Source organism: Roseobacter sp. S87, from assembly GCF_055693285.1.
In genome coordinates this window covers 3,757,721-3,779,576 of sequence record NZ_JBVFTR010000004.1, presented here as the reverse complement: position 1 = coordinate 3,779,576, position 21,856 = coordinate 3,757,721, and the positions used below count along the sequence as shown (strand labels likewise).

Below are 21,856 nucleotides of genomic sequence, written 5' to 3'. Positions count from 1 at the left end.
CTCCTGGCATTGTGAGTTTGCCATCCCGCAATACACGCGTAAGGTGTATGCACATGCTCTCCCCCGAAAGGCACCCCATGACCCACCCTGCCCTTATCCGCACTGCCGCTCTTCCCGCCGGGCTTTTCTGTCTGGCACTTCCCGCGGCAACCGCCGCCCAGGAACTGGATTTTTACGGCCATCTGAACCTTGGGTTCATCAACGTCGATAACGGCGCAGGGTCCAACACCAGCTTTACCGACAACGACAATTCCAACAGCCGGATCGGTCTGATCTACAAGCAAAGCACGGGCAATGGCGGGGAATTCCGGTTCCATTTTGAGACAGCGCTCGGGTTCACCGGTTCCAGCTCGATCAGTGACGCCGATGACAGTTTCGACCAGTCCTACCGCCGTACGGAACTGCGCAAATTTGAGGTGATCTACCGGTCACCGTCCTGGGGCACCCTGTCCTTCGGTCAGGGCAGCATTGCAACCGATGGTCTTGCCGAAGCGGATTTCTCCGGCACGTCGGTCATTGCCTATTCCAGTCTGCAGGACCAGGCTGGCAACCAGGAATTCCAGCTGGCCTCGGGCGGCGGATCGGGCACGACCATCGGCGATGGGTTCAACGCTTTTGACGGCGGGCGCCGGTTCCGCATTCACTATGAGACCCCGCAGTACAACGGTTTCTGGCTGATCGTTTCAGCCGGCGAAGAAGTGCTGACGAGCGGCAATGACGATGAATTCTACGACATCGGGCTGAAGTACGACAAAGACTACGGTGCCTACCACGTGGCCGGACGCCTGGGGTATTCGATCCGCGATTCTGACGAGGAACTGCTGCTGGGCTCCTTTGCGGTTCTGCACAAGGCGACAGGTCTCAACCTGGCGGTGGCCAGCGGCCGTCAGCAGGAAGGCGACGACAGCTATTACTACGTCAAGGCCGGTCTGAAGCGCGACTGGATCGAAGCGGGCGAGACGCGTCTGTCCGTTGATTACTATTCGGGCGAGGATTTTGCCGTGACCGGGTCGGAATCTGAATCCGTCGGCATCGCCGTTGTCCAGAAGGTCGACAGCATCAACACCGAGTTTTACGCCAGCTACCGCACCTTCAGCCTCGATGGTACCGGCGCGGACCTGCAGGATCAGGATGTGATCTTTGTCGGTGCGCGCTGGCGCTTCTGAGCGCGCACGTGCTGCGGCGTGATTGCGGAAATCCGTATCATGGGTCATAAGAAAAGCTGCTGATCAGACACCTGACCCGGAGCTTTGCTTTGACCCGAACCGCTGCTGCGTTCTGCCTGTCCCTTCTGCTTGCTGCCTGCAGTGCCCCCGGCACCACAAGCTCGCCCGTGAGCCAGCAGCGTGCGGTGTTCATCCCTGCCAGTGGCGGTGCGCCGCAATTCGCCTCCGGACTGATCTCAAACGCCTGCCTGAAGGACGACAGACGGGCGGCCAGCCCCGCGCGGTGCGGTTGTGTGCAGGCGGTGGCGAACCGGACGCTTACCCCTTCTGAGAAACGGCGGGGCGCTGCCTTTTTCGGCGATCCGGACCGGGTGCAGGCCATGAAAGTGTCGGATTCGCCCGACAATGAACGGTTCTGGGAACACTGGAGCCGTTTTGCCGATCAGGCGGAACTGCTCTGCAGCAGCACCTGAAGCGGGGTCAGAGTGGTCTGATCCAGAACTGAAGCGGTTTTTCGGTTTCATCCGCTTCGCCGGTATCTTTCCACGAAAAATGCGCGATGGCTCCAGGAACGGGGCGGTACCCGCGGGCGCGCCAGAAACCGTCAAGCGGGCGGTAATGCGCAGGGCGCGCGGGATGCGCATCGGGCCGTGTCACAGCACAGAAGCAACTCCATGAAAATCCCAGCGCCCGCGCGCGGGCCTCACGCTCATCGAAAAAACGATGCCCGGCCCCCTGGTGACGGTACTCCGGCAAAAGGACGCTTTCCGCGCAGTAATAGAGGTCAGACAGGTCAAAACCGGTGCCTGTGAAGGCGGCGCTGAAGTCATCCGAGTGCTCCGTCAGCGGCAAAGCGGTGGAAGCGCCCACCAGTCTGTCCCTGTCAAAGGCACCCACGACGGTCGCAGCATCACTGGACAGATAGGGTGCGAGATAGTCCCGCTCGTACCCCATGTCGCCGTCGTAAAGGTAAGGCCATTCCGCAAAGACCGCGATACGCAGGGCCGCCACATCATCAATAGCCGAGGACAGATCAGCGCCCGCCAGAAGCCGGTAGTCGAGCGCCACGGCTCAGGACACCTGCCGGATCCAGTCCGACAGATTGTAGCGGGTGGTCACCCGGGAAATCAGCCCGTCGCGCAGATCAAAAAAGGAACCTGCGGGCAGCACGTAAGCCTGGCCCGTAGCTTCGGGCAGACCTTCGTCATCGCCCATATAGGTGCCGTTGACCGTGAACTCTGCAGCCCCCCGCGTGCCTTCGGGGTTGGAAAAGATCACCATGTCCGTCAGGTTTTCGCGGTAGCAGCGGGTCATATGGGCGCAGAATTCTGCAAAAGCCTCTTTGCCGTGGCGCACGCCGCCTTCGTTCACATGATGCGCCACGTCATCGGTCAGACAGGCCAGCATGCCGTCTGTGTCGCCTGCATTGAACGCCTCAAAATAGCGCCGGATCACGTCTGCCATGCGCGCCTCATATCATCTCTGTCGGGGGGCCAAAGCGGCCGATCAGCCGCTCTTTGATCTGGTCGCGGGCCTGGCGGTAGCTGACCAGCTTCGCATCCCGCGTCTCGCCCAGGCCCGTGGGGTCGAGGATCGGCCAGTATTCCACATCGAGGCTGTAGTAGCGCGTGAGTTCCAGCGCGCGCCGCTGGCTGGCCGGGCTGAGCGCGATCACCAGATCAAAGGAGCCCAGATCGTCGCCCCAGTTTTCCATCTCGTCAAAGCTGCGCGAGCGGTGGCGGGACAGTTCCACGTCCATCTCCTGGCAGACGGCGATGGAGAACCCGTCGATTTCCATATCATTGGTGACACCGGCAGACTGGACATAGGTGCCGGTGCCATAGAGTTTTTTCATGATGCCTTCGGCCATGGGGGATCGGACTGCGTTGTGATCGCAACAGAACAGAACCGATTGTGGCATCGTTTCCGTCATTCAGCCCCCGAAGTGCAGCACGCAGATCAGCGTAAAGAGACGGCGGGCCGTGTCGGTATCCACCTCGGCCTTGCCTTCGAGACGTTCCTGCAGGACACGGCTGCCTTCGTTGTGGATGCCCCGGCGCGCCATGTCGATCGTCTCGATCTGGCTGGGCGGCAGCTTTTTCACGGCCTCAAAATAGCTCTCGCAGATCTGGAAGTAATCCTTGACCACCTGGCGGAACGGCCCGAGCGAGAGGTGGAATTCCGCAGCCTTTTCATCGGCTTCGGTGTTCACATCGAACACGAGGCGTTTATCGCGGATCGCAAGGCCCACGCGGTAGGGACCGTCCGGGACCATGCGGCCGTCCCGCTGGGGCAGCACGAATGTGTTGTCTTCCAGCAGGTCAAAGACCGCGACCTTCCGCTCCTGTTCAATTTCGGGCGTGGGGGGCGGGAGACCGGAGTCGTCCAGCTCAATCTGTGAAATACGGGACATGGCGGAACTTCTGATACGATACGTGACGCTGTTGCTTAAAGCGTTTCGGGTTTGCGTTGAAGCACCAAATATCGTTTTTCGTGTTCAGGCACAGCGGGAGGCGGCGACCAGGCGGCACGATTTACAGCCGAAACGCTGCAGCGCACGCCCTGCCCCGGGGCAACCGTCAGCTGCCCTGCTCAGTCATTCAGGCGTTTCAGACGCGCCGTGACGGACAGGCCGTGCGCCTCCAGCGATTCCGACTGTGCCAGGGTTTCCGCCGCAGGACCAATCGCGCGCAGGGCCTGGGGCGTCATGCGTGCCAGCGTCGTGCGTTTCATGAAGTCGAGCACCGAGAGGCCCGATGAGAACCGCGCGGAGCGTGCCGTGGGCAGCACGTGGTTCGGCCCGCCCACATAGTCGCCGATGGCCTCAGGCGTCCACTGGCCCAGGAAGATCGCGCCGGCGTGGGTGATCCGGGCGGACAGTGCGTCGGGGTCGGCCACGCAGAGCTCCAGGTGTTCGGGCGCGATACGGTCCGAAAGAGCAGCGGCGGTGGCGAGGTCCGGCACCGTGATGATCGCACCGAAGTCGCGCCAGGAGGGCCCTGCAATGACCCGGCGTTCCAGCGTCTCAAGGCGCTTTTCCACGGCGGCGGCGACGGCGTTGCCAAAGGCGGCATCCGTGGTGATCAGGATGGACTGGGCGCTTTCGTCGTGTTCCGCCTGGCTGAGCAGGTCGAGCGCGATCCAGTCGGGGTCATTGTCGGCATCCGCGATCACGAGGATTTCCGAGGGGCCCGCGATCATGTCGATGCCCACTTTGCCGAAGACGCGCCGTTTGGCGGCCGCCACGAAGGCATTTCCGGGGCCGGTGATTTTGTCCACGGGTGCAATGGTGTCCGTCCCGTACGCCAGCGCTGCCACGGCACTGGGCACCGCCCACGCGGTAGATCTCGTCCACGCCTGCCAGTTCGGCGGCGGCGAGCACCAGCGGGTTGAGGACACCGTCGGGGGCCGGGACCACCATCGCGAGGCGCGGCACGCCTGCGACCTTGGCCGGGATGGCGTTCATCAGCACCGAGGAGGGATACGAGGCCAGCCCGCCGGGCACGTAGAGGCCAGCAGCGCTCACCGGTGTCCAGCGCCAGCCCAGCGTCGCTCCTGCGTCGTCCTGCCATTCGGCATCTGTGGGCAGCTGGCGTTCGTGATAGGCCCGGATGCGATCGGCCGCCAGAGCGAGGGCGGTGCGTTCGGCGTCCGGCACATCCGCCGTGGCGGCGGCAATGTCTTCCGCGCTGATCCTCAGGGTGTCAGGTGTCAGGGTCAGACGGTCGAATTTCGCGGTGAGTTCCAGCAGGGCGGCATCGCCCCGGGCGCGCACATCGGCGATGATCGCGGCGACGGTATCATCCACATCCGGGCTGTCCTCGCGTTTGGCGGAGAGCAGTTTTGCAAAGGCTTCTTCGAAGCCGGTGTCATCTGCGTTCAGAAAAACGGGCATGTCGTACCTTTTGCGAAAGCCGGGAGGATTTCATGCCTCCGGCGGGGATATTTATGGCCAGAAGAAGCGGGCGTCAGTCCGGGTGGCCGGGGGTTTTCTGTGAAGGCGCCCTGTAGGGCCGGGTCACGTCTTTGAGGGAGACCTCGAGCGCTTCGACGGTGAGCCTTATGGCGCCGTCACCCGCCAGGGTCAGCAGGACGTGACCTGCCGGTGCGTCGGTTTCCTCAAAGGTGACCGAGAGCAGCGAGAGGATGGTGTCGGCGTCGCGGCGGTCGATGCCGCTGGTGGCAACGCTCTGCACCGTGTCGATAGCCAGCACGGTCTGGACCCGTTCCGGGGCAACGCTGTGTGCGGCGCCCTCTTCCCAGCGGAAGCGGTTGAGCAGCAGGCCGAAGCGGCTGGCGCGGCGGTCCCAGGTCATTTCCGTGGCCGGGAATACCGCATCCTGGCAGAGCGAGGAGATGACCTGCAGGTCATCGGGATCCAGCGCACCGAGGTTCAGCGGGGCCTCGCGGCCGTCTTCAAAGCGTGCGTCTGTCATGTGTCGGAGATCCGTTCGATGTTCGCGCCTACGCCCGACAGTTTGCCCACGACGTGTTCGTAGCCGCGGTCGAGGTGATAGACGCGCGCCACTTTGGTCTCCCCTTCGGCGGCGAGGCCTGCGAGGATCAGGGAGACGGAGGCGCGCAGGTCTGTGGCCATCACCGGTGCGCCTTTGAGTTTGGGCACGCCGGTCACGGTGGCGGTGCCACCCTGGACGTCAATCTGTGCGCCCATGCGCATCAGTTCTGGTGCGTGCATAAAGCGGTTTTCAAAAATTTTTTCCTCGAGCACGGAGGTCCCGTTCGCCGTGCAGAGCAGCGCCATCATCTGTGCCTGCAGGTCGGTGGGAAAGCCGGGAAAAGGTTCGGTTGTGACGTTCACCGCGCGGATGTCGCCGTTGCCGCGTGTGACAGAGAGACCTTTTTCGGTTTCCGTCACGGTGATCCCGGCGGCGTCGAGTTTCTCGCAGAAGGCCTCCAGCAGCTCAATGCGGCCGCCCAGCAGTTCGACCTCGCCGCCACAGATCGCCGGGGCCAGCATATAGGTACCCAGCTCGATCCGGTCGGTGACCACGGTGTGGGTGGCGCCGCCCAGGCGATCAACGCCCTGGATCGTGATTTCAGACGAGCCATCGCCGTCGATCTGTGCGCCCATGGCCCGCAGGCACCGCGCAAGGTCGACAATCTCCGGCTCGCGCGCGGCGTTGCGGATCACGGTTATGCCTTTGGCAAGCGTTGCGGCCATAAGCGCGTTTTCAGTGGCACCCACCGAGGCAAAATCAAAATCCACTGTGCCGCCCTTAAGGCCACCTGGCGCGCTGGCATGCACATAGCCGTCGCGCAGTTCCAGTGTGGCGCCCATCGCCTCAAGCGCGCGCAGGTGCAGGTCAACGGGGCGCGCACCAATAGCGCAACCGCCCGGCAGAGACACAACCGCCTCGCCGTAGCGCGCCAGCAGCGGGCCCAGCACCAGGATAGAAGCGCGCATTTTACGCACGATGTCATAATCGGCGGTTTTGTTGTGGATGTCGTGGCTGGAAAGGGCCAGCACCTGACCGCCCTGCAGCGACGTCACCTCTGCCCCCAGCGACCGCAGCAGCTGCGTCATGGTGCGGATGTCGCTCAGGCGCGGTGCATTGATCAGTGTGAGCGGCTCGTCAGACAGCAGCGTCGCCGGCATCAGCGTCAGGCAGGCGTTTTTGGCACCTGCAATCGGAATTTGCCCGTGAAGCGGGCCGTTGCCCCTGACCAGAATCGAATCCATGCGCCTACGCGTCCTTTTCCTGCCCGGTGTTTCCCGGTGTGCCTGCCTCTGACCCCTGACCGGCCGCACGCGCGCGGGTCTGCGCCTTGCGCCGTGCAAGATTCGCCTTGAGCGCCGCCTTAAGGCGGTCTTCGCGCGCATCCGCTGGTTTTGCTGCGGCTTTTGAAGGGGTTTTCTCTGCCATGGCGCCTGTCTACAGCAGGGCTCGCGGAGGGTCCAGATTAGGCTTGCACCAATGCCCGATTGCGTCTAATCACGCGCCACACCGGCGCTGCTGTAGCTCAGAGGTAGAGCACTCCCTTGGTAAGGGAGAGGTCGAGAGTTCAATTCTCTCCAGCAGCACCAGGTCTTCCCCCCAGGCTCAGCATGGCACCCGGAATGGCGGGTCAGAATTTGCCTGAATTTCCCCAGGTGTCGCGTGGCCCGATTTCTTCTTCGTTCATCCAGTGTTCGGCGATCTTTCCATCGCGGATACGGTAAAGATCAAACACAGCGATATCGCGTCCGCGCGCATGCCGCTTGCCATAGGTGACGACCAGATCGCCCGCGCCGATGAGCCGGAACAGCATCTCATAGGACCCCGCTGCATCTGACAACAGCCAGGCGGCCAGCCCGTCGCGGCCATCGGGGATACCCGGAGCATGCTGAAGCAGGTCCGGGGCGACAAACCTGTCCAGCTGCCCCACATCCCCGGTCTGGCGCACCTGTTTGGTGAACTCGAGCACGGTTTCCTTGTTCTGTTCTGTATCTGCGGCAGGGTCCGGTGTCTGAGGTCCCGCGACCATGTCGTGGCCGGAAACCGTGTTTTCCACATAGGGCGCAATCGTGTCCCAGTGTTCGAGAATGAGCCCGTCCGCGTCAGTGTAGAACAGGTCCATTGTCACCCATTGCGCTGCACCGTCATTCAGCGACTGATATGCGCTGCAGAACACCCAGCGCCCGTCCTGAAACGCGCGCTTTATGGTAATGTCACGCCTGGGGTTCCGTTCGACAAACGGCTCGAAGAAAGCAAGAAACCCTTCGCGGCCGTCCGCCACGCCGGTCGAATGCTGAGTGTAGCGGTGACCGGTATAGCGGTACACCGCCGCGCGGGCATCGCCGCCGGCAATACCCTCCAGATAAATCCCCCGAACGTTGTCCAGTGCCCTGCCCATCTTTGCGGTGTCCTTTTCGTGAGTTGTCAGCAATGGGGTGCCCCGGTCTCTGCCGGAGCGCCCGGCGTTTATTTGTCCCAGTATTCCGGGATCAGCCCCAGAAGGAAGGTGCCTTCGTATCCGGGATAGGCCGCCATCATGGCGTCTTTGACCGCTTCGGGTGTGCCACCGGCCTGCCAGGCCGCGTCAAAGGTGCGCAGATAGCCGATGGCCGTGTCCAGCTCGCCACGGCTGGTGGGCAGACCATGTCCGACCAGCAGCGTTTCAAACGCCGGATCGTCGCGGAGCTGTTCCAGCGTTGCGATCCAGTTCTGCCGGTCAACGCCAGGCGCAAAATAGACACCGTTGTAGACCAGGTCCTGCACCACAGCGACCTTTTGTTCGGGCAGCACCGCCACGATTGTTTTCGGGGCCTCTGCGTTGTCATAGGCCCGGAATTCGACGGGTACGCCACCGATCTCTGTTGTGCCCAGCGCCAGGTCTGCGCCGTTCAGCAGCGAGACAGGCTCCGGGAAATTTCCGCCTGTTGCCTCAGCGCGCATGCTGTCACGGATTTCCGGCAGGGTGCGGTAGCTGACAGTGTCGAGTGCCGCGACGCCACCCCAGTGGTCGGGATGCTCGTGACTGACATAAGCGGTGTGCACGGGCTTGCCCGTCGAGGCGATCAGTGCGCCCAGTTCGGCCGCCGTCGGTGGCAGCATAGTGGCGTCGACCACCAGAAGCTGGTCCCCGAGTTCGATGACATGGGCCGTCACATTCACCGCCTGAGGCGGGGAAACGTAGGTGTGAAAAGCCACGCCGCCCTTGCGGAAGCTTACCACGGTGCCCGCCGGCAACCCGTCCTGCGCCAACGCTGGCTGTGGCGTGACGCCGCCACGGATCAGAGCGATTGCACCTGCGGTCAGAGCGGCACCTTTCATCAGGTCCCGGCGGTTGAAAGTCTGGGTCATTCTGCGTCCTTTCTTTTGTGTCAGTCGGCGGGGCGTGTGGCAAAGGGGCGTGCACAGAGCACCGGCACCGGGCCAAAGCCATTGCGTTTGATTCCAGAACAATTGAACACCTCCCGGCGCGTTTCTGAATTCTGTTTTCCCTTTGCCAGCGCCCCTCTGACCTCAAATCTATTGACCTGAAGGCATCTGCATAAGTAGATCTGTCCGGACATCACTATTCTGCTGAGACGAACAATGATTGATAAATTGCGCGCCATGGCAATCTTTTCCCGGGTAGTTGAGCTTGGCACCTTCCGCGCTGCAGCCGGCGATCTCGGGATGGCGCCTTCGCGGGTCAGCGAGATCGTTTCGGCGCTGGAACGGGATCTGGGGGTCACCCTGCTTTACCGGACGACGCGGCAGCTGTCGCTGACCCACGAAGGGCGGGTTCTGCATACGCGTACGCAGGACATGCTGGCCGCGGCCGAGGATGGTCTGGATGCCATCAGCAATGCCGGTGCCGCACCACAGGGAGAACTGCGTGTGACGGCACCCGCTTTCGTGACCCAGACCGGTCTGATGGCGGATTTCGCCCGGTTCGCGGCGACCTATCCGGGCATCCGCATGCTGTTCGACTTCTCAGACACGCCGCGTGATCTGATCCGTGATGGGTTCGATGTGGGTATCCGGGCGGGGTGGCTGCAGGACAGCGATTTCATGACCCGCAACATCGGGTACGCGGACCGGCTGCTGGTGGCCGGTGCAGAATATGTCGCGGCCATGGGACAGCCCGCACACCCGTCAGAGCTGGAGAACTGGGACTGGATCCGGTTTTCCATCCGCCCCGACCAGACCACCCTGACAAACGGCGACGGCCAGAGCGTTACCGTCACCGGGAAATCGCATCTGGCGGTCAATACGGCAGATGCGCTCTATGAATTCGCCGCACGCGGGCTGGGCGTGACGACCATTCCGGAAAACCTGGCCCGGCGGGGGTTTGAGCGTGGCGACCTGGTGCATGTGCTGCCCGGCTGGTCGCTGCGCTCGCTGGGTTTTCATGCGGTCTGGCCCGACCAGTCCCGCAGAGAAACACTCACGGTGCTTTTCGTGCGGTTTCTGGCCGGGCAGACCGGTTGAAACCAAAGGCCCCTCAGAACCCTTCGAGCACCAGCTTGCCCCGTGCCCGGCCACTTTCGATGGTGCGGTGGGCGCGGATCAGATTGGCGGCATTGATCGTCCCCACGGTTTCTGTCGCGGTCGAGCGCACCGCGCCACTGTCGATCAGGCCTGCGACCTCGTTCAGGATCGCGCCCTGGCGTTCCATGTCTGCGGTCTGCGAAACGGGCCGGGTGAACATGAATTCCCAGTGCACCGACACAGATCCTGGCTTGAAAGGCGTGATGTCAAAGCTCTCGGGATCATCGATCAGGCCGAACCGCCCCTGTGGGGTCATCAGACCAGCCAGTTCCTGTGCATAATGGTCCGAATGCGTGGTCGAGAACACGAAATCCGGGCTGCCGGCACCCAGCGCGGTGATCTGCGGGCCAAGCGGCTCCGCATGGGAAATAACATGATGCGCGCCAAGCTCGCGCACCCAGGCCTGGGTGTCCGGGCGCGATGCGGTCGCAATCACCGTCAGGTCAGTGAGCGCGCGAGCCAGCTGTATCGCGATTGAGCCCACACCGCCTGCCCCGCCAATGACCAGCAGGGTCCCGGCACCGCCGGGCACAGGGTCGTTGACCCGCAGGCGGTCAAACAGCATCTCGTGAGCAGTCAGTGTCGTCAGAGGCATGGCCGCAGCGGCGGCAGGCGCAACAGTGCGTGGAGCGTGCCCCGCAATGCGTTCATCCACTAGGTGAAACTCGGCATTGGTACCCGGCCTGTCGATGGCGCCCGCATACCAGACAGTATCGCCCGGGCTGAACCCGGTGACCGCGTCACCCACGGCAACCACGTCGCCGACAGCGTCCCAGCCCAGAATGTCCGGGATGTCACCTGCCGGTGCGCGGCGCTGGCGCACCTTTGTATCGACCGGGTTGACCGACACCGCCCGCACCTGCACCAGCAGATCGCGCCCGGTTGCCACCGGTTTCTCCGCCTCAAAATCGATCAGCGCATCATCCCGGTCGATCGGACCGGTCGCTGTGTATCCAACTGCTTTCATGTCTCAGATCCTCTGCGGCCTGTTCATCCGATGACGGACATTTCGTTCAGCGTGAACGATTCCACGGCACCCTCGGTGGCGACCATATAGGCCGCAAGGTGCGGTGCATTCATGTGGGTCTGCCAGAGCTCCCGGCTTTCCCAGTTTTCATAGAACATGAAGTGCGCGGGGTTCTCGTTGTCCTGGTGCAGATCGTAGTTGATGCAGCCCGGTTCGGCGCGCGTGATGTCGATCAGGCGCAGCAGTTCCTGACGCACAAGATCCACCTGGTCCGGGTTTGCCTTGATATTTGCAACAATTGTGAGTTTCGCCATGACGGCCTCCTGATGAGCGTTTGCGGTTACCGGTATTTACCCAGCCGGACTGAGCGGATAAACAGATCGTATCGGAAATGATAATCCGGGTTTTGCGTATAATGTTGCTGGACAATCTCGCGCTCTTTCTGACCATCGCTGAAAAAGGCAGCCTTGTGGCGGCGGCGCGCGACAAAGGCATTTCAACGACCACCGTGTCGGACCGACTCGCCGCGCTGGAGGCGCACTACGGCGTCGTGCTGTTCAACCGGACCACCCGGTCCATCAGTCTGACGCCGGAGGGACAGATGCTGGTTGATGGCGCACGCGGGGTCCTCAGCGAGGTGTCAGACCTGGATGCGCGTATACGGTTCGGCGCGGCAACATTGTCAGGGCCGGTGCGGATCAGCGCACCGATTGATCTCGGCCACGGCATCGTTTCCCGCGTCATTGCGCAGTTCACAGCGGAAAACCCATCCGTTTCCGTCGATCTGTCGGTTTCGGATGCCTATGTCGACCTGGTCGGCGAGGGGTTCGATCTGGCGCTGCGGTTCGGCGAGATCCCGGACACATCCCTGCGCGTGCGGACGCTGGGACACTTCCGCCGTCTGGTCTGTGCCGCGCCCGCCTATCTGGACAGGCATGGCTTGCCCGGAAAACCCGAAGACCTGGCGCAGCACAATTGTCTGATCATGCGGTTTGGCGCGACGCCTGACAACGTGTGGCGTTTTGGCAAAGGTCCGTCGGCCCGGCGCATTACAGTGCGCGGCAACAGGGTGGCAAACGACGGATCCCTGATACGCACCTGGGCGCTCGAAGGGCATGGCATTGTTCTGAAATCAGAGCTGGACGTGATGCACGACATCCGTGCCAGACGCCTTGTTTCCCTGATGGAGGACGCATTGCCCCCGTCCGGCCCGCTGCAGATGCTGTTTCCACCCGGGCGCGCCCAGCCCCGGCGGGTCGGCGCCTTTGCAGAACAGATCAGCGCAGCATTTGCCCGGATCACATGAGATATTTTCAGGATTTCGCGCCGGTGATCAGCAAGTGTTAACCACCCCCGGCTAGGGTGCAGCGGACGGGGCGATCGCGCCGTCACTGCTTTCTGAACGCGCGGAACTGCGGCACTTATGGTCGAACATTCAAGACAGCTGAACGAGGCCGCACGGACGGTGGCCCTCGGGTTGCGCCGTGGTGCGCTTGAACCTTTCTGGCTGATCTGCGTTGCACTTTGCGTTGAGCTTCCGGTGTTCACACTGGCCTTCTGGTTCGCGCAGTACGCGGCTGTACCAGCACCGCTGTTCAGCCCCTTTGCCGCAGCCGGGATGGCCATGGCGGCGACTGTTTTCTTTATGGCCTCCATGGTCGCCGCCAATGTCTATCGCAGTGCTATCATGGCCGACCGCGTGACTTTTGCGGCCCGCAGTATCCTTTGTCTGATCCTGCCGGCAACGGGTCTGGTGCTGCTCGCGCCATTCCCTGATCCTGCGGCGGGCGCGCGCGCACTGGTGATCAGTCTGGCGGCCGTTCTTCTGCCGACCCGGGTCGCCGCACAGGTTGTGATGCGCTGGGTGATTGATATGGGGCTGGTGGCGCGCCGGGCCATTATCGCCGGTGGCGGGGAAGAGGCCGAACGTCTGATCCGGGGGCTGAACGAACGCGCCGGCAACGACATCCGCCTTTACGGTATCTTCGACGACCGCGACGACATCCGGTCGCCAACCCAGGTTCTCGGCGTTCCGAAAATCGGCGGGTACAGCGACCTGCTGGCATTTGTCCGGTCCTCGAATGTGGACCTTGTGATTATCGCGCTGCCCTTCGCGGCAGAGGCGCGAATCCGCTGGTTGCTCGATGAATTCCGGGTCCTTCCCGTCGAGGTCGGGCTGTCCACCTACAGCAGGGATTATTCGTTCGGCCAACAGGGCCGCGCGCCGTTTATTGGACGCATCAGCCGCAGTTTCGCGCCGCGCTGCAGGCTGACCAAACGTGTGTTCGATGTATTCTTTGCCTTGTGCGCGCTCGCAATTCTCTGGCCGCTGATGCTCTTTACGGCGCTGGCCATCCGGCTCGAAAGCCGCGGTCCTGTGCTGTTCCGACAGCCGCGCCACGGGTTCAATCACAGTACCATTGAGGTGCTGAAGTTCCGCTCGATGTACACCGAGATGACGGATGTTGCGGCGAAACAGGTGGTCACCCGCAATGATCCGCGGGTCACAAAAGTCGGGCGATTTATCCGCCGCACTTCAATCGACGAGCTGCCACAGCTGTTCAATGTGCTGCGGGGTGATCTGTCCCTTGTCGGCCCCCGCCCCCATGCGGTGGATGCCCTGTCGAGCCAGCAGGAGAAGTTTTCGCAGATCGTGGATGGCTATTCGGCCCGTCACCGCCTGCCGCCGGGGATCACCGGCTGGGCCCAGATCAACGGCTGGCGCGGCGAGATAGATGCTGCCGAAAAGCTGGAAGCCCGGTTCGAGCACGATCTTTACTACATCGAGAACTGGTCGCTCTGGCTGGACTTCCGCATTCTGCTGCGCACGCCGCTGAGCCTGCTGAACAGTCAGGGCGCTTACTGAGATCAGCCTTGGGAACACTCCCGTCGGGGACGCCGCCGCATTTTTTTGAGGGTTCAGGTCAAAAAAATCGCCTTCCCGCCAGGGATTGACGCCCCAGCTGCGTCTAACCAACGTGATGCGGATGAAAACCAGTGATGAAACCCTTGCAGCTGCGGCTGCAGCAGGCGACGCGGACGCGTTCCGCGCGCTGCTGGAGCGTCACTATGACCGGATATTCCGGCTGGCGTTCCGTTTGACGGGCGTGCGCACTGAAGCCGAGGATCTCACTCAGGATATCTGTGCAGCGCTGCCCGCGCGGCTGAACAGTTTTTCCGCGAGATCCCGGTTCACCACCTGGCTCTACCGGGTCACCGTGAACGCCGCCCACGACCGCCGCCGCCGACAGGCAAGCCTGGAACGGGCATCACATGGGTGGGGCGACTGGGAGCTGGAGCGGCGCGCAGATGCAATGGAAACCGGCGACCGCATCGACTGGCTGACCGAAGCCATGCGCGCATTGCCGGATGACCTGCGCGACACGCTCGCACTGGTGCTGGACGACATGAAACACGCCGAAGCGGCGCGCGTTCTGGGCGTCAGCGAGGGCACTGTCAGCTGGCGTGTTTCTGAGGCCCGCAAACGTCTGCGCGCACTGCGCGCTGCGGAGGAGGTGGATCAATGACCGACGAACTCGACGATCTGAAAGAGGCCATGCAGGCCGCAACGCCGGCCCCCGATCCGGCCCGCCGCGCCTCTGACCTCGCACTTGCCTCAAAAATTTCGCCGGCCTCCAAGGATCACGCGATGCCGCGCGTCAAAACTCTGTTGGGACCCGATGGGGTCTGCTGAACGGAGTGAAAAAGATGCTGAATGTGATGACAACGCGCGGCGGTCTGACCGCGACAACGGCTCTGGTGGCCGCGGGGCTGTTCCTTGTGCTGCCGGTGGACCGGGACCTGCTGACACCGTCCGGTGGCGCCCCGGAAACCGCAATCCTGCCCGAACCCGTCGTTGAGGCGCCTGTCATTGTCGAAGAAGCCATGGACTTTGCGGCTGAACCTATGGTGCTGCAGCGCTCTGTCGCAAAAGCCGCCGGGCAGTCGCTCGCCGCAGATCACAGCCTGCCGATGATCCGCCCACTGCCCGCCCCTGTGCCGGAGGCGGATACCGAGGCTTATGCCAATGAAGAGGCCAATGCACTGCAAATCACGGCGGAGACGCCGGTCTCCACATTCTCGGTCGACGTGGACACCTTTTCATACAGCCTGGTGCGCGACAGCCTGACGAACGGGGTTCTGCCCGACCCGCAGGCCGTGCGGATCGAGGAAATGGTGAATTATTTCACCTATGACTACGCGCCACCGACGGGCGATGCGCCGTTCCGCCCGACCGTGACCGTCAGCCCCACACCGTGGAATGCGGACACGCGTCTGGTGCAGATCGGCCTGCAGGGCGCGATGCCTGCGTTGGAAGACAGGCCACCGCTGAACCTCGTTTTTCTGATCGACACATCCGGCTCGATGAACCAGGCAGACAAGCTGCCCTTGCTGGTGCAGTCCTTCCGGCTGATGCTCAGCCAGCTGAGACCAACCGACGAAGTGTCCATTGTGACCTATGCCGGCAGCGCGGGCGAAATCCTGGCACCGACACCCGCATCCGAACGGGACAGTATTCTTGCCGCACTCGAAAGCCTCCAGGCCGGTGGCTCCACCGGTGGCGAGGCCGGTCTGATCCAGGCCTATCGCACCGCAGAAGCGATGACCGCCGAAGGCGAGGTCAGCCGCGTTATTCTTGCGACAGACGGTGATTTCAACGTTGGCCTGTCCGATCCGGACGCGCTGGAACGATTTGTCGCGGACAAGCGGGACAGCGGCACCTATCTGTCCGTGCTGGGCTTCGGGCGCGGTAATCTGGACGATGCAACGATGCAGGCCCTGGCACAGAACGGTAACGGCACGGCGGCCTATATCGACACGCTGGCAGAGGCGCAGAAAGTGCTGTCTGATCAGCTGACCGGAGCACTGTTCCCGATCGCGGATGATGTGAAAATTCAGGTCGAGTTCAACCCGGCGCAGATCGCGGAATACCGCCTGATCGGGTACGAGACCCGCGCGCTGCTCCGAGAGGATTTCAACAATGATGCCGTGGACGCCGGTGAAATCGGCGCAGGCCACAGCGTCACAGCGCTTTATGAGGTGACCCCGGTTGGATCACCCGCGCGCCTGAGCGATCCGCTCAGATATGCTCCGGCAGGGGCGACCACGCAAAGCGGGGAACTCGGGCACCTGCGCCTGCGCTACAAAGCGCCCGGCGAGGCCACCAGCCGCCTGATCGAACAAGCGATACTGCAACAGACCGAGGCCGCCGGTGACAATGGGTTTGCAGCAGCCATTGCAGGGTTCGGTCAGCTGCTGCGCGGCTCGTCCTACACCGGCGCCTGGACGATGCAGGATGCCATCGACACGGCCCTTGCCACGCGCGGCGATGACCCCTTCGGATACCGCGCTGAGGCCATCCGCCTGATGCGCCTGGCACAGAGCCTGAGCCGGTAAATGCAGGCGGCGTTTCAGAACGCTTGACGCAGCCGGGCCTTTGCGCCTAGCGTCCGGAAAGTTACTGGACACATATGTCCAGTGATCCGCGACGCCAGCATGGAGGCCCGGCATGAAAACGCACTACAGAGTTGTTGTTATCGGGGGCGGCGTCGTTGGCGCCTCTGTTCTGTATCACCTGGCCAAATTCGGCTGGACCGATGTCTGTCTGATCGAACGGTCGGTGCTGACAGCCGGTTCAAGCTGGCATGCTGCGGGTGGCATTCACGCACTGAACGCTGACCCCAACATCGCGGCCCTGCAGGCCTATACCATCGACCTGCTGAGTGAGATCGAAGAGGAAAGCGGGCAGAACATCGGGCTGCATATGACGGGCGGTCTGACCATGGCAGGCACGCCGGACCGCTGGGAATGGCTGCAGTCAGCCTACCGCACCTTCCAGTCGATCGGGATCGAGGATTGCCGCCTTGTATCCGTCGAGGAAGCGGTCGCGCTGAACCCCATCATGTCGGGCGAGGGGCTGCTGGGCGGCATGTGGGCCGACCGCGAGGGATATATCGACACCACAGGCACCGTTCATGCCTATGCCGGGGCCGCCAAAAAGCGTGGGGCCGAAGTTATTGAACACAACCGGGTGCTGGAACTGAACCAGACCCTGCAGGGCTGGGAAGTTGTGACCGAAAAGGGCACCGTGACCTGCGAGCATGTGGTCAATGCCGCCGGTCTCTGGGCCAAGCAGGTCGGGCGTATGGCGGGCGTCGAACTGCCCGTCTCACCGCTCAACCACCACTATCTGATCTCGGATACGATTCCGCAGCTGGAAGAAATCGATTTCGAAGTGCCGATGACCGTGGATCTCGAAGGGTTCACCTATCTGCGGCAGGACCAGAAAGGCGTACTGCTGGGCATCTATGAGATCAACCACCAGCACTGGATGATGGATGGCGCCCCCTGGGAATACGGGTTCGAACTGCAGCAGGAAGACCCCGACCGGATCGAGCATGAACTGACGCTGGGTTTTGAACGCTACCCCTGCCTGCAGGAAGTGGGCGTCAAGACCTGGGTCAACGGCGCCTTCACCTTCTCGCCGGACGGCAACCCGCTGGTCGGTCCGGTGCCGGGAAAACGCGGCTACTGGTCAGCCTGTGCGGTGATGGCTGGCTTCCTGCAGGGCGGCGGTGTGGGCAAGTCGCTCGCCGAATGGATGATCCACGGCACTCCGGAAGCAGATGTCTACGGCATGGATGTCGCCCGTTACGGCATCTGGGCCGAGAACAAACAATACATCAAAGAGACCACCGGCCAGTTCTATACCCGCCGGTTTGTGATGACCTACCCCAACGAACAGCTGCCCGCCGGACGGCCCCTGAAAACCGCGGGGGCGCATGCGGATATGACCGCCGCCGGCTGTCACTGGGGGCAAAGCTGGGATCTTGAGGTGCCGCTCTATTTCGCCGAAAGCGGTTTTGAGGAAACGCCTTCGCTCAAACGCTCCAATGCCTTTCCGATCGTAGCAGAGGAATGTCAGGCGGTGCGCAACGCGGTTGGCCTGCTGGATATTTCCGGCTTTTCACGTTTGGAGGTGACCGGCCCCAACGCAGAACAATGGCTCGACCGGATCATGGCGTCGAAACTGCCCGGACCGGGCCGCGCACGGCTTGCGCCGATGCTGGCTGAGGACGGGCGGCTTAAAGGCGATCTGACCGTTTTCAACTGGGGCGATGGAACCTGGTGGATCATGGGCAGCTACTACCTGCGTGCCTGGCACATGCGCTGGTTTGACGATCACATGCAGGAAGGCGTCAGCGTCCGCGATCTGGGCGATGACACTATGGGCTTTTCCCTGTCAGGCCCGGCATCGCGCCGCGTCATTGAAAAGCTGACTGACGGCCCGGTGGGTGACCTGCCGTTCATGGGCTGCGGCACCTTTGACATCGGCCTGCTGCGCTGTCGCGTGGGGCGGCTGTCTGTCACCGGTGAGCTGGGATATGAAATCCATTGCCGTGCCGGGGACCATGCAACCCTGCGGAAAATCCTGCTGGAGGCTGGTGCGGAGGAAGGTGTCCGTGAGGTTGGATTCAACGCATTGCTCAGCCTGCGCATTGAAAAGAGCTTCGGCATCTGGAACGCGGAATTCACGCAAGGCTACACGCCCGGCATGACCGGCATGGACCGCTGGATCGACTGGGACAAGGAGTTTGTCGGAAAATCTGCAGCCGTCGCGGAACGGGATGGCAACGGCCCCGCCAAAGTACAGGTCACCCTGGAAATTGACGCGGGCGATGCAGATGCCAGCGGCTACGAGCCCGTCTGGGCAGACGGCGACAAAGTCGGGTTTGTCACATCGGGGGCTTATGGCCACACGGTTGAGAAATCGATTGCCATGGCGCTGGTGGACAGTGACCGCGCCGCGCCAGGAACAGAGCTTTCGGTGCATGTAGTCGGTGTCGAACGCGCGGCACGGGTCATCGCACCCTCCCCCTATGATCCCGGGGGCCAGGCAATGCGCGCGTGAGCTCCGCGGAAAACACCGGCCGCCGGCGGACACGCCGGGGTGCCGCCCGCCGGGGCACTGCAGAACGCAAAACCAACTACCGGAACCTGCGCAACCCGTTCCCACCCGCCCGGGTGTGGACAGACGACCGGGTGGCCGCAGTGCACGAAGCAGCCCTTGAGGTGCTGGAGACCCTCGGCATCCGCGTACTGCTGCCCGAAGCCCGCAATCTGTTCGCCAAAGCCGGCGCGCGGGTCGATGAAACCTCTGAAATGGTGTTCATCGGGCGCGACATTATCGCCGCCGGGCTTGCGACCGCCCCGCGTTCCGTCACTGTCCGTGGCGGCGCGCGTCACCGCGATCTGGTTCTGGAAGACGGCGCGCTGGTCTTCCAGCCCGGGGCCGGCGCGCCCCATGCCACAGACCGCCTGCGCGGGCGACGTCCGGGCACCGGTGCAGATTTCCGGGAACTGATCCGCCTGACACAGCATTTCGACGTGCTGCACATGGCCCCGCCGCTGGTGGAACCGCAGGACGTGCCGATGCACCTGCGCCACTATATGACTATGGAAACGATGCTGCAGCATTCCGACAAGGTGCCGTTCATCTATGCGCGCGGCACGCCGCAGTCCGAGCAAAGCTTTGAAATGCTCCAGGATTTCAGAGGCTTGTCGGATGACGCATTCGCGGCAGAAAGCCACTGTTACACAGTGATCAACACCAATTCGCCGCGCCAGATCGACATTCCGATGGCGCGCGGCCTGATCGATTTCGCACGCGCAGGCCAGGTCAGCATTGTGACGCCTTTTACGCTGATGGGCGCGATGGCCCCTGTCACCGTCGCAGGCGCCATCACGCTCAGCCACGCCGAAGCGCTTGCCGCCATCGCCCTGACCCAGCTGGTCCGCCCCGGCGCGCCGGTCTGCTATGGGACCTTCACGTCGAATGTGGACATGAAGTCGGGCGCGCCCGCGTTCGGCACACCAGAACATTTCAAAGCCAGCGTAGCTGCGGGCCAGATGGCGCGCCTGACCGGACTGCCCTGGCGCTGTGCGACAGGATCAGCGGCGAACCTCGGCGACGTCCAGGCCGCCAGCGAGACACAGTTCGGCCTCTGGGGGTGCCTGACGGCCGGGGCCACCGTGGTGATACATGCCGCAGGCTGGCTGGAAGGCGGCCTGACGGTTTCCTATGAAAAGCTGATCACCGACGTCGAGGTTCTGCAGATGGTTGCGGAACTGTGCACACAAACCGCCTGTGCCGAGAGCGACATCGCGCTCGACGCATTGGCCGAAGTCGCCCCGGGCGGGCACTTTTTCGGCGCGGCTCATACGATGGAACGATATCAGACCGCCTTTTACGAGCCGCTGATCGGTGATCTTTCCAATTTCGGGACCTGGCAGGAAAACGGTGCGGTTGAGACGACCGCCCGGGCCACGGAAAAGTGGCAGAGCATTCTTGCCGACAGCCCCGGACCTGATGTCGATGGTGAGGCACTTGCCCGGCTTCAGGCCTATATCCGCCGCAAAACGGACGCCGGTGGCGCGCCGCCAGAAAGCTGATCACGAGACCGGCCCTGTGGCTGGCGCCCTGCCCGCTTTTGCGTCATCGCTACTGTTCGCAGGCGCACAAGCCCGCCGCAGTGGCGTTTTCCTGTTTCATTTCAGTTCAAAAGCCCTATTTCAGACGCAGACCGGAATAAATTTACAGAGCTGATTGATGAACCGTTTTGCACGTATGGGCCGCGGCTGGTTTTCGCTTTTTCTGCTTATGGCTGTGTTCACAGGCACATCCGCCGCGGCACAGGGGCGGGCTGCCGCTGTCGGGGTCGAGACAGTCAGCTACCGCCAGATCGCTGAAACTGTTCCGCTTTTCGCCGAGGTCGTCACGTCACGCGAAGGGTCTGTCGCGAGCAGAATTTCGGGGACCGTCGAAAAGGTAAACGTGCTTGAGGGCATGAGTGTGCCCGCCGGAGGCGTTATCGTCGAGCTGGACACGGAACTGTCGGAAATTCTGGCCCGCCAGGCCGAAGCGCGCCTCGCCGAGGCCATGGCGGGCATCGAAACCGCACGCGCCCGCGTCGACCGCGCGACCAAATCGCTGGCCCGGATCGAAGGGCTGCGCGACACCACTTCCTTTTCCTCCAGCCGGTTTGACGACGCACAGAGCGATTTCTTTGAAGCCCGCGGTCTGCTGGCCGAAGCAGAGGCCCGCGTGAACACAGCCGAAGCCGCGCGCGCCGAAGCCCAATACCAGCTGGAGCGCGCGAAAATCACGGCACCCTTTGCCGGCATCGTGCTGGAGGTGAACACAAATCCGGGCGAATTCATCAGCTCAGGGGCCACTGTCGTCACGCTGCTCGACACCAGTTCGTTTGAGGTCGAAGCCTCCGTGCCCGCCCGTTATATCGGCACGCTGTCACCCGGCCTCGCGGTGCGCGGGCAGACCGATACCGGCGTGGAGCTTGATATGCAGGTCCGCGTGTTGCTGCCCGTCGAGGATCAGGCCACACGGACGCGGCCTGTGCGGTTCAGCTCGCCGAAACTGCTGGAGATGAATGACACCGCCATCGGTCAGTCGATCACAGTGTCCGTGCCGGTCAGCAAGCCGCGCGATGTGCTTTCGGTACCCAAGGACGCACTGGTGCAGGCGCGGGGCGGCTGGACCGTGTTTGTGAATGCGGAAGGCAAGGCCCAGCCCCGTCCGGTCGAGATCGGGGTCGCTCTGGGCGACAGGTTCGAGGTTCTGAGCGGCCTGAACGAAGGCGATGTTGTCGTCACGCGCGGCAATGAACGGCTGCGGCCCGGTCAGGACATTGCGCCCATGGGTGGCGCGGATCAGGGGTAGAGAC

Annotated in this window: 20 protein-coding genes, 1 tRNA gene and 2 pseudogenes; 11 read left to right on the top strand and 12 right to left on the bottom strand. The window is 62.8% G+C overall.

Annotated elements, in window-relative coordinates:
* The first annotated feature begins 53 nt into the window (after positions 1–53).
* Both ACZ1HA_RS19675 and ACZ1HA_RS19670 read left to right on the top strand, forming a co-directional pair.
* The gene (locus ACZ1HA_RS19675; RefSeq protein ID WP_472715101.1) at positions 54–1,166 is read left to right on the top strand and encodes a porin; all 1,113 of its coding nucleotides are present in this window, start codon (positions 54–56) and stop codon (positions 1,164–1,166) included.
* Positions 1,167–1,255: 89 nt separating this feature from the next.
* Positions 1,256–1,639, top strand: coding sequence for a putative periplasmic lipoprotein (locus ACZ1HA_RS19670; RefSeq protein ID WP_375229021.1), 384 nt, complete (start codon positions 1,256–1,258; stop codon positions 1,637–1,639).
* Positions 1,640–1,646: 7 nt separating this feature from the next.
* On the opposite strand, the gene ACZ1HA_RS19665 is transcribed toward ACZ1HA_RS19670, so the two are convergent.
* From ACZ1HA_RS19665 to ACZ1HA_RS19630, 8 genes and pseudogenes are all read right to left on the bottom strand, one after another.
* Entirely contained in the window at positions 1,647–2,234 is a 588-nt protein-coding gene (locus tag ACZ1HA_RS19665) for a GNAT family N-acetyltransferase (RefSeq protein WP_472715100.1), read from the bottom strand.
* Between the two features lie 3 nt (positions 2,235–2,237).
* Entirely contained in the window at positions 2,238–2,630 is a 393-nt protein-coding gene (locus ACZ1HA_RS19660; RefSeq protein ID WP_472715099.1) for a ketosteroid isomerase-related protein, read from the bottom strand.
* Positions 2,631–2,637: 7 nt separating this feature from the next.
* On the bottom strand, positions 2,638–3,099 hold the full coding sequence (locus tag ACZ1HA_RS19655; RefSeq protein WP_436398153.1) for an arsenate-mycothiol transferase ArsC: 462 nt from the start codon (positions 3,097–3,099) through the stop codon (positions 2,638–2,640).
* Entirely contained in the window at positions 3,100–3,579 is a 480-nt protein-coding gene (locus tag ACZ1HA_RS19650) for a UPF0262 family protein (protein ID WP_375229023.1), read from the bottom strand.
* A gap of 179 nt (positions 3,580–3,758) precedes the next feature.
* Positions 3,759–5,061: pseudogene (hisD, locus tag ACZ1HA_RS19645) on the bottom strand (histidinol dehydrogenase).
* Between the two features lie 73 nt (positions 5,062–5,134).
* Positions 5,135–5,602 (bottom strand): DUF2948 family protein, encoded by a 468-nt coding sequence (locus ACZ1HA_RS19640; protein ID WP_472715098.1) that lies wholly within the window; start codon positions 5,600–5,602, stop codon positions 5,135–5,137.
* Positions 5,599–6,867, bottom strand: a complete 1,269-nt coding sequence (murA, locus tag ACZ1HA_RS19635; RefSeq protein ID WP_472715097.1) for a UDP-N-acetylglucosamine 1-carboxyvinyltransferase — start codon at positions 6,865–6,867, stop codon at positions 5,599–5,601. The genes ACZ1HA_RS19640 and murA overlap by 4 nt, the downstream gene beginning before the upstream one ends.
* A gap of 4 nt (positions 6,868–6,871) precedes the next feature.
* Positions 6,872–7,051 (bottom strand): hypothetical protein, encoded by a 180-nt coding sequence (locus ACZ1HA_RS19630; protein ID WP_375229027.1) that lies wholly within the window; start codon positions 7,049–7,051, stop codon positions 6,872–6,874.
* A gap of 86 nt (positions 7,052–7,137) precedes the next feature.
* Here ACZ1HA_RS19630 and ACZ1HA_RS19625 point away from each other — a divergent pair.
* A tRNA-Thr gene (locus ACZ1HA_RS19625) sits at positions 7,138–7,212 on the top strand.
* Positions 7,213–7,253: 41 nt separating this feature from the next.
* Here ACZ1HA_RS19625 and ACZ1HA_RS19620 read toward each other — a convergent pair.
* Positions 7,254–8,021, bottom strand: a complete 768-nt coding sequence (locus ACZ1HA_RS19620; RefSeq protein ID WP_472715096.1) for a nuclear transport factor 2 family protein — start codon at positions 8,019–8,021, stop codon at positions 7,254–7,256.
* A gap of 68 nt (positions 8,022–8,089) precedes the next feature.
* Positions 8,090–8,971, bottom strand: a complete 882-nt coding sequence (locus tag ACZ1HA_RS19615) for an MBL fold metallo-hydrolase (RefSeq protein WP_472715095.1) — start codon at positions 8,969–8,971, stop codon at positions 8,090–8,092.
* 234 nt (positions 8,972–9,205) lie between these two features.
* Between ACZ1HA_RS19615 and ACZ1HA_RS19610 the strand changes: the two genes are divergently transcribed.
* Positions 9,206–10,087 (top strand): LysR family transcriptional regulator, encoded by an 882-nt coding sequence (locus tag ACZ1HA_RS19610; RefSeq protein WP_472715094.1) that lies wholly within the window; start codon positions 9,206–9,208, stop codon positions 10,085–10,087.
* A gap of 13 nt (positions 10,088–10,100) precedes the next feature.
* Here ACZ1HA_RS19610 and ACZ1HA_RS19605 read toward each other — a convergent pair whose 3' ends face one another.
* Together ACZ1HA_RS19605 and ACZ1HA_RS19600 are read right to left on the bottom strand one after the other, a co-directional pair.
* Positions 10,101–11,114: a zinc-binding alcohol dehydrogenase family protein gene (locus ACZ1HA_RS19605; protein WP_472715093.1), complete on the bottom strand. Its 1,014-nt coding sequence runs from the start codon at positions 11,112–11,114 to the stop codon at positions 10,101–10,103.
* Positions 11,115–11,137: 23 nt separating this feature from the next.
* Complete coding sequence (locus ACZ1HA_RS19600) at positions 11,138–11,428, bottom strand: putative quinol monooxygenase (RefSeq protein WP_472715092.1); 291 nt, start codon at positions 11,426–11,428, stop codon at positions 11,138–11,140.
* A 101-nt stretch (positions 11,429–11,529) separates the two neighbouring features.
* On the opposite strand from ACZ1HA_RS19600, the gene ACZ1HA_RS19595 reads away from it, so the two are divergent.
* The 7 genes and pseudogenes from ACZ1HA_RS19595 (at position 11,530) to ACZ1HA_RS19565 (ending at position 21,852) form a co-directional block, all read left to right on the top strand.
* Complete coding sequence (locus ACZ1HA_RS19595) at positions 11,530–12,420, top strand: LysR family transcriptional regulator (RefSeq protein WP_472715091.1); 891 nt, start codon at positions 11,530–11,532, stop codon at positions 12,418–12,420.
* 117 nt (positions 12,421–12,537) lie between these two features.
* Positions 12,538–13,980, top strand: a complete 1,443-nt coding sequence (locus tag ACZ1HA_RS19590) for an exopolysaccharide biosynthesis polyprenyl glycosylphosphotransferase (RefSeq protein WP_472715090.1) — start codon at positions 12,538–12,540, stop codon at positions 13,978–13,980.
* Positions 13,981–14,101: 121 nt separating this feature from the next.
* Complete coding sequence (locus tag ACZ1HA_RS19585) at positions 14,102–14,641, top strand: RNA polymerase sigma factor (protein WP_472715089.1); 540 nt, start codon at positions 14,102–14,104, stop codon at positions 14,639–14,641.
* A pseudogene (locus tag ACZ1HA_RS19580) lies at positions 14,638–16,511 on the top strand (vWA domain-containing protein). Before ACZ1HA_RS19585 ends, ACZ1HA_RS19580 begins: the two are co-directional and overlap by 4 nt.
* A 112-nt stretch (positions 16,512–16,623) precedes the next feature.
* Entirely contained in the window at positions 16,624–19,026 is a 2,403-nt protein-coding gene (locus tag ACZ1HA_RS19575; protein ID WP_472715088.1) for a GcvT family protein, read from the top strand.
* Positions 19,023–20,567, top strand: coding sequence for a trimethylamine methyltransferase family protein (locus ACZ1HA_RS19570; protein ID WP_472715087.1), 1,545 nt, complete (start codon positions 19,023–19,025; stop codon positions 20,565–20,567). Before ACZ1HA_RS19575 ends, ACZ1HA_RS19570 begins: the two co-directional genes overlap by 4 nt.
* A 157-nt stretch (positions 20,568–20,724) precedes the next feature.
* Entirely contained in the window at positions 20,725–21,852 is a 1,128-nt protein-coding gene (locus ACZ1HA_RS19565) for an efflux RND transporter periplasmic adaptor subunit (RefSeq protein WP_472715086.1), read from the top strand.
* Positions 21,853–21,856: the final 4 nt, after the last annotated feature.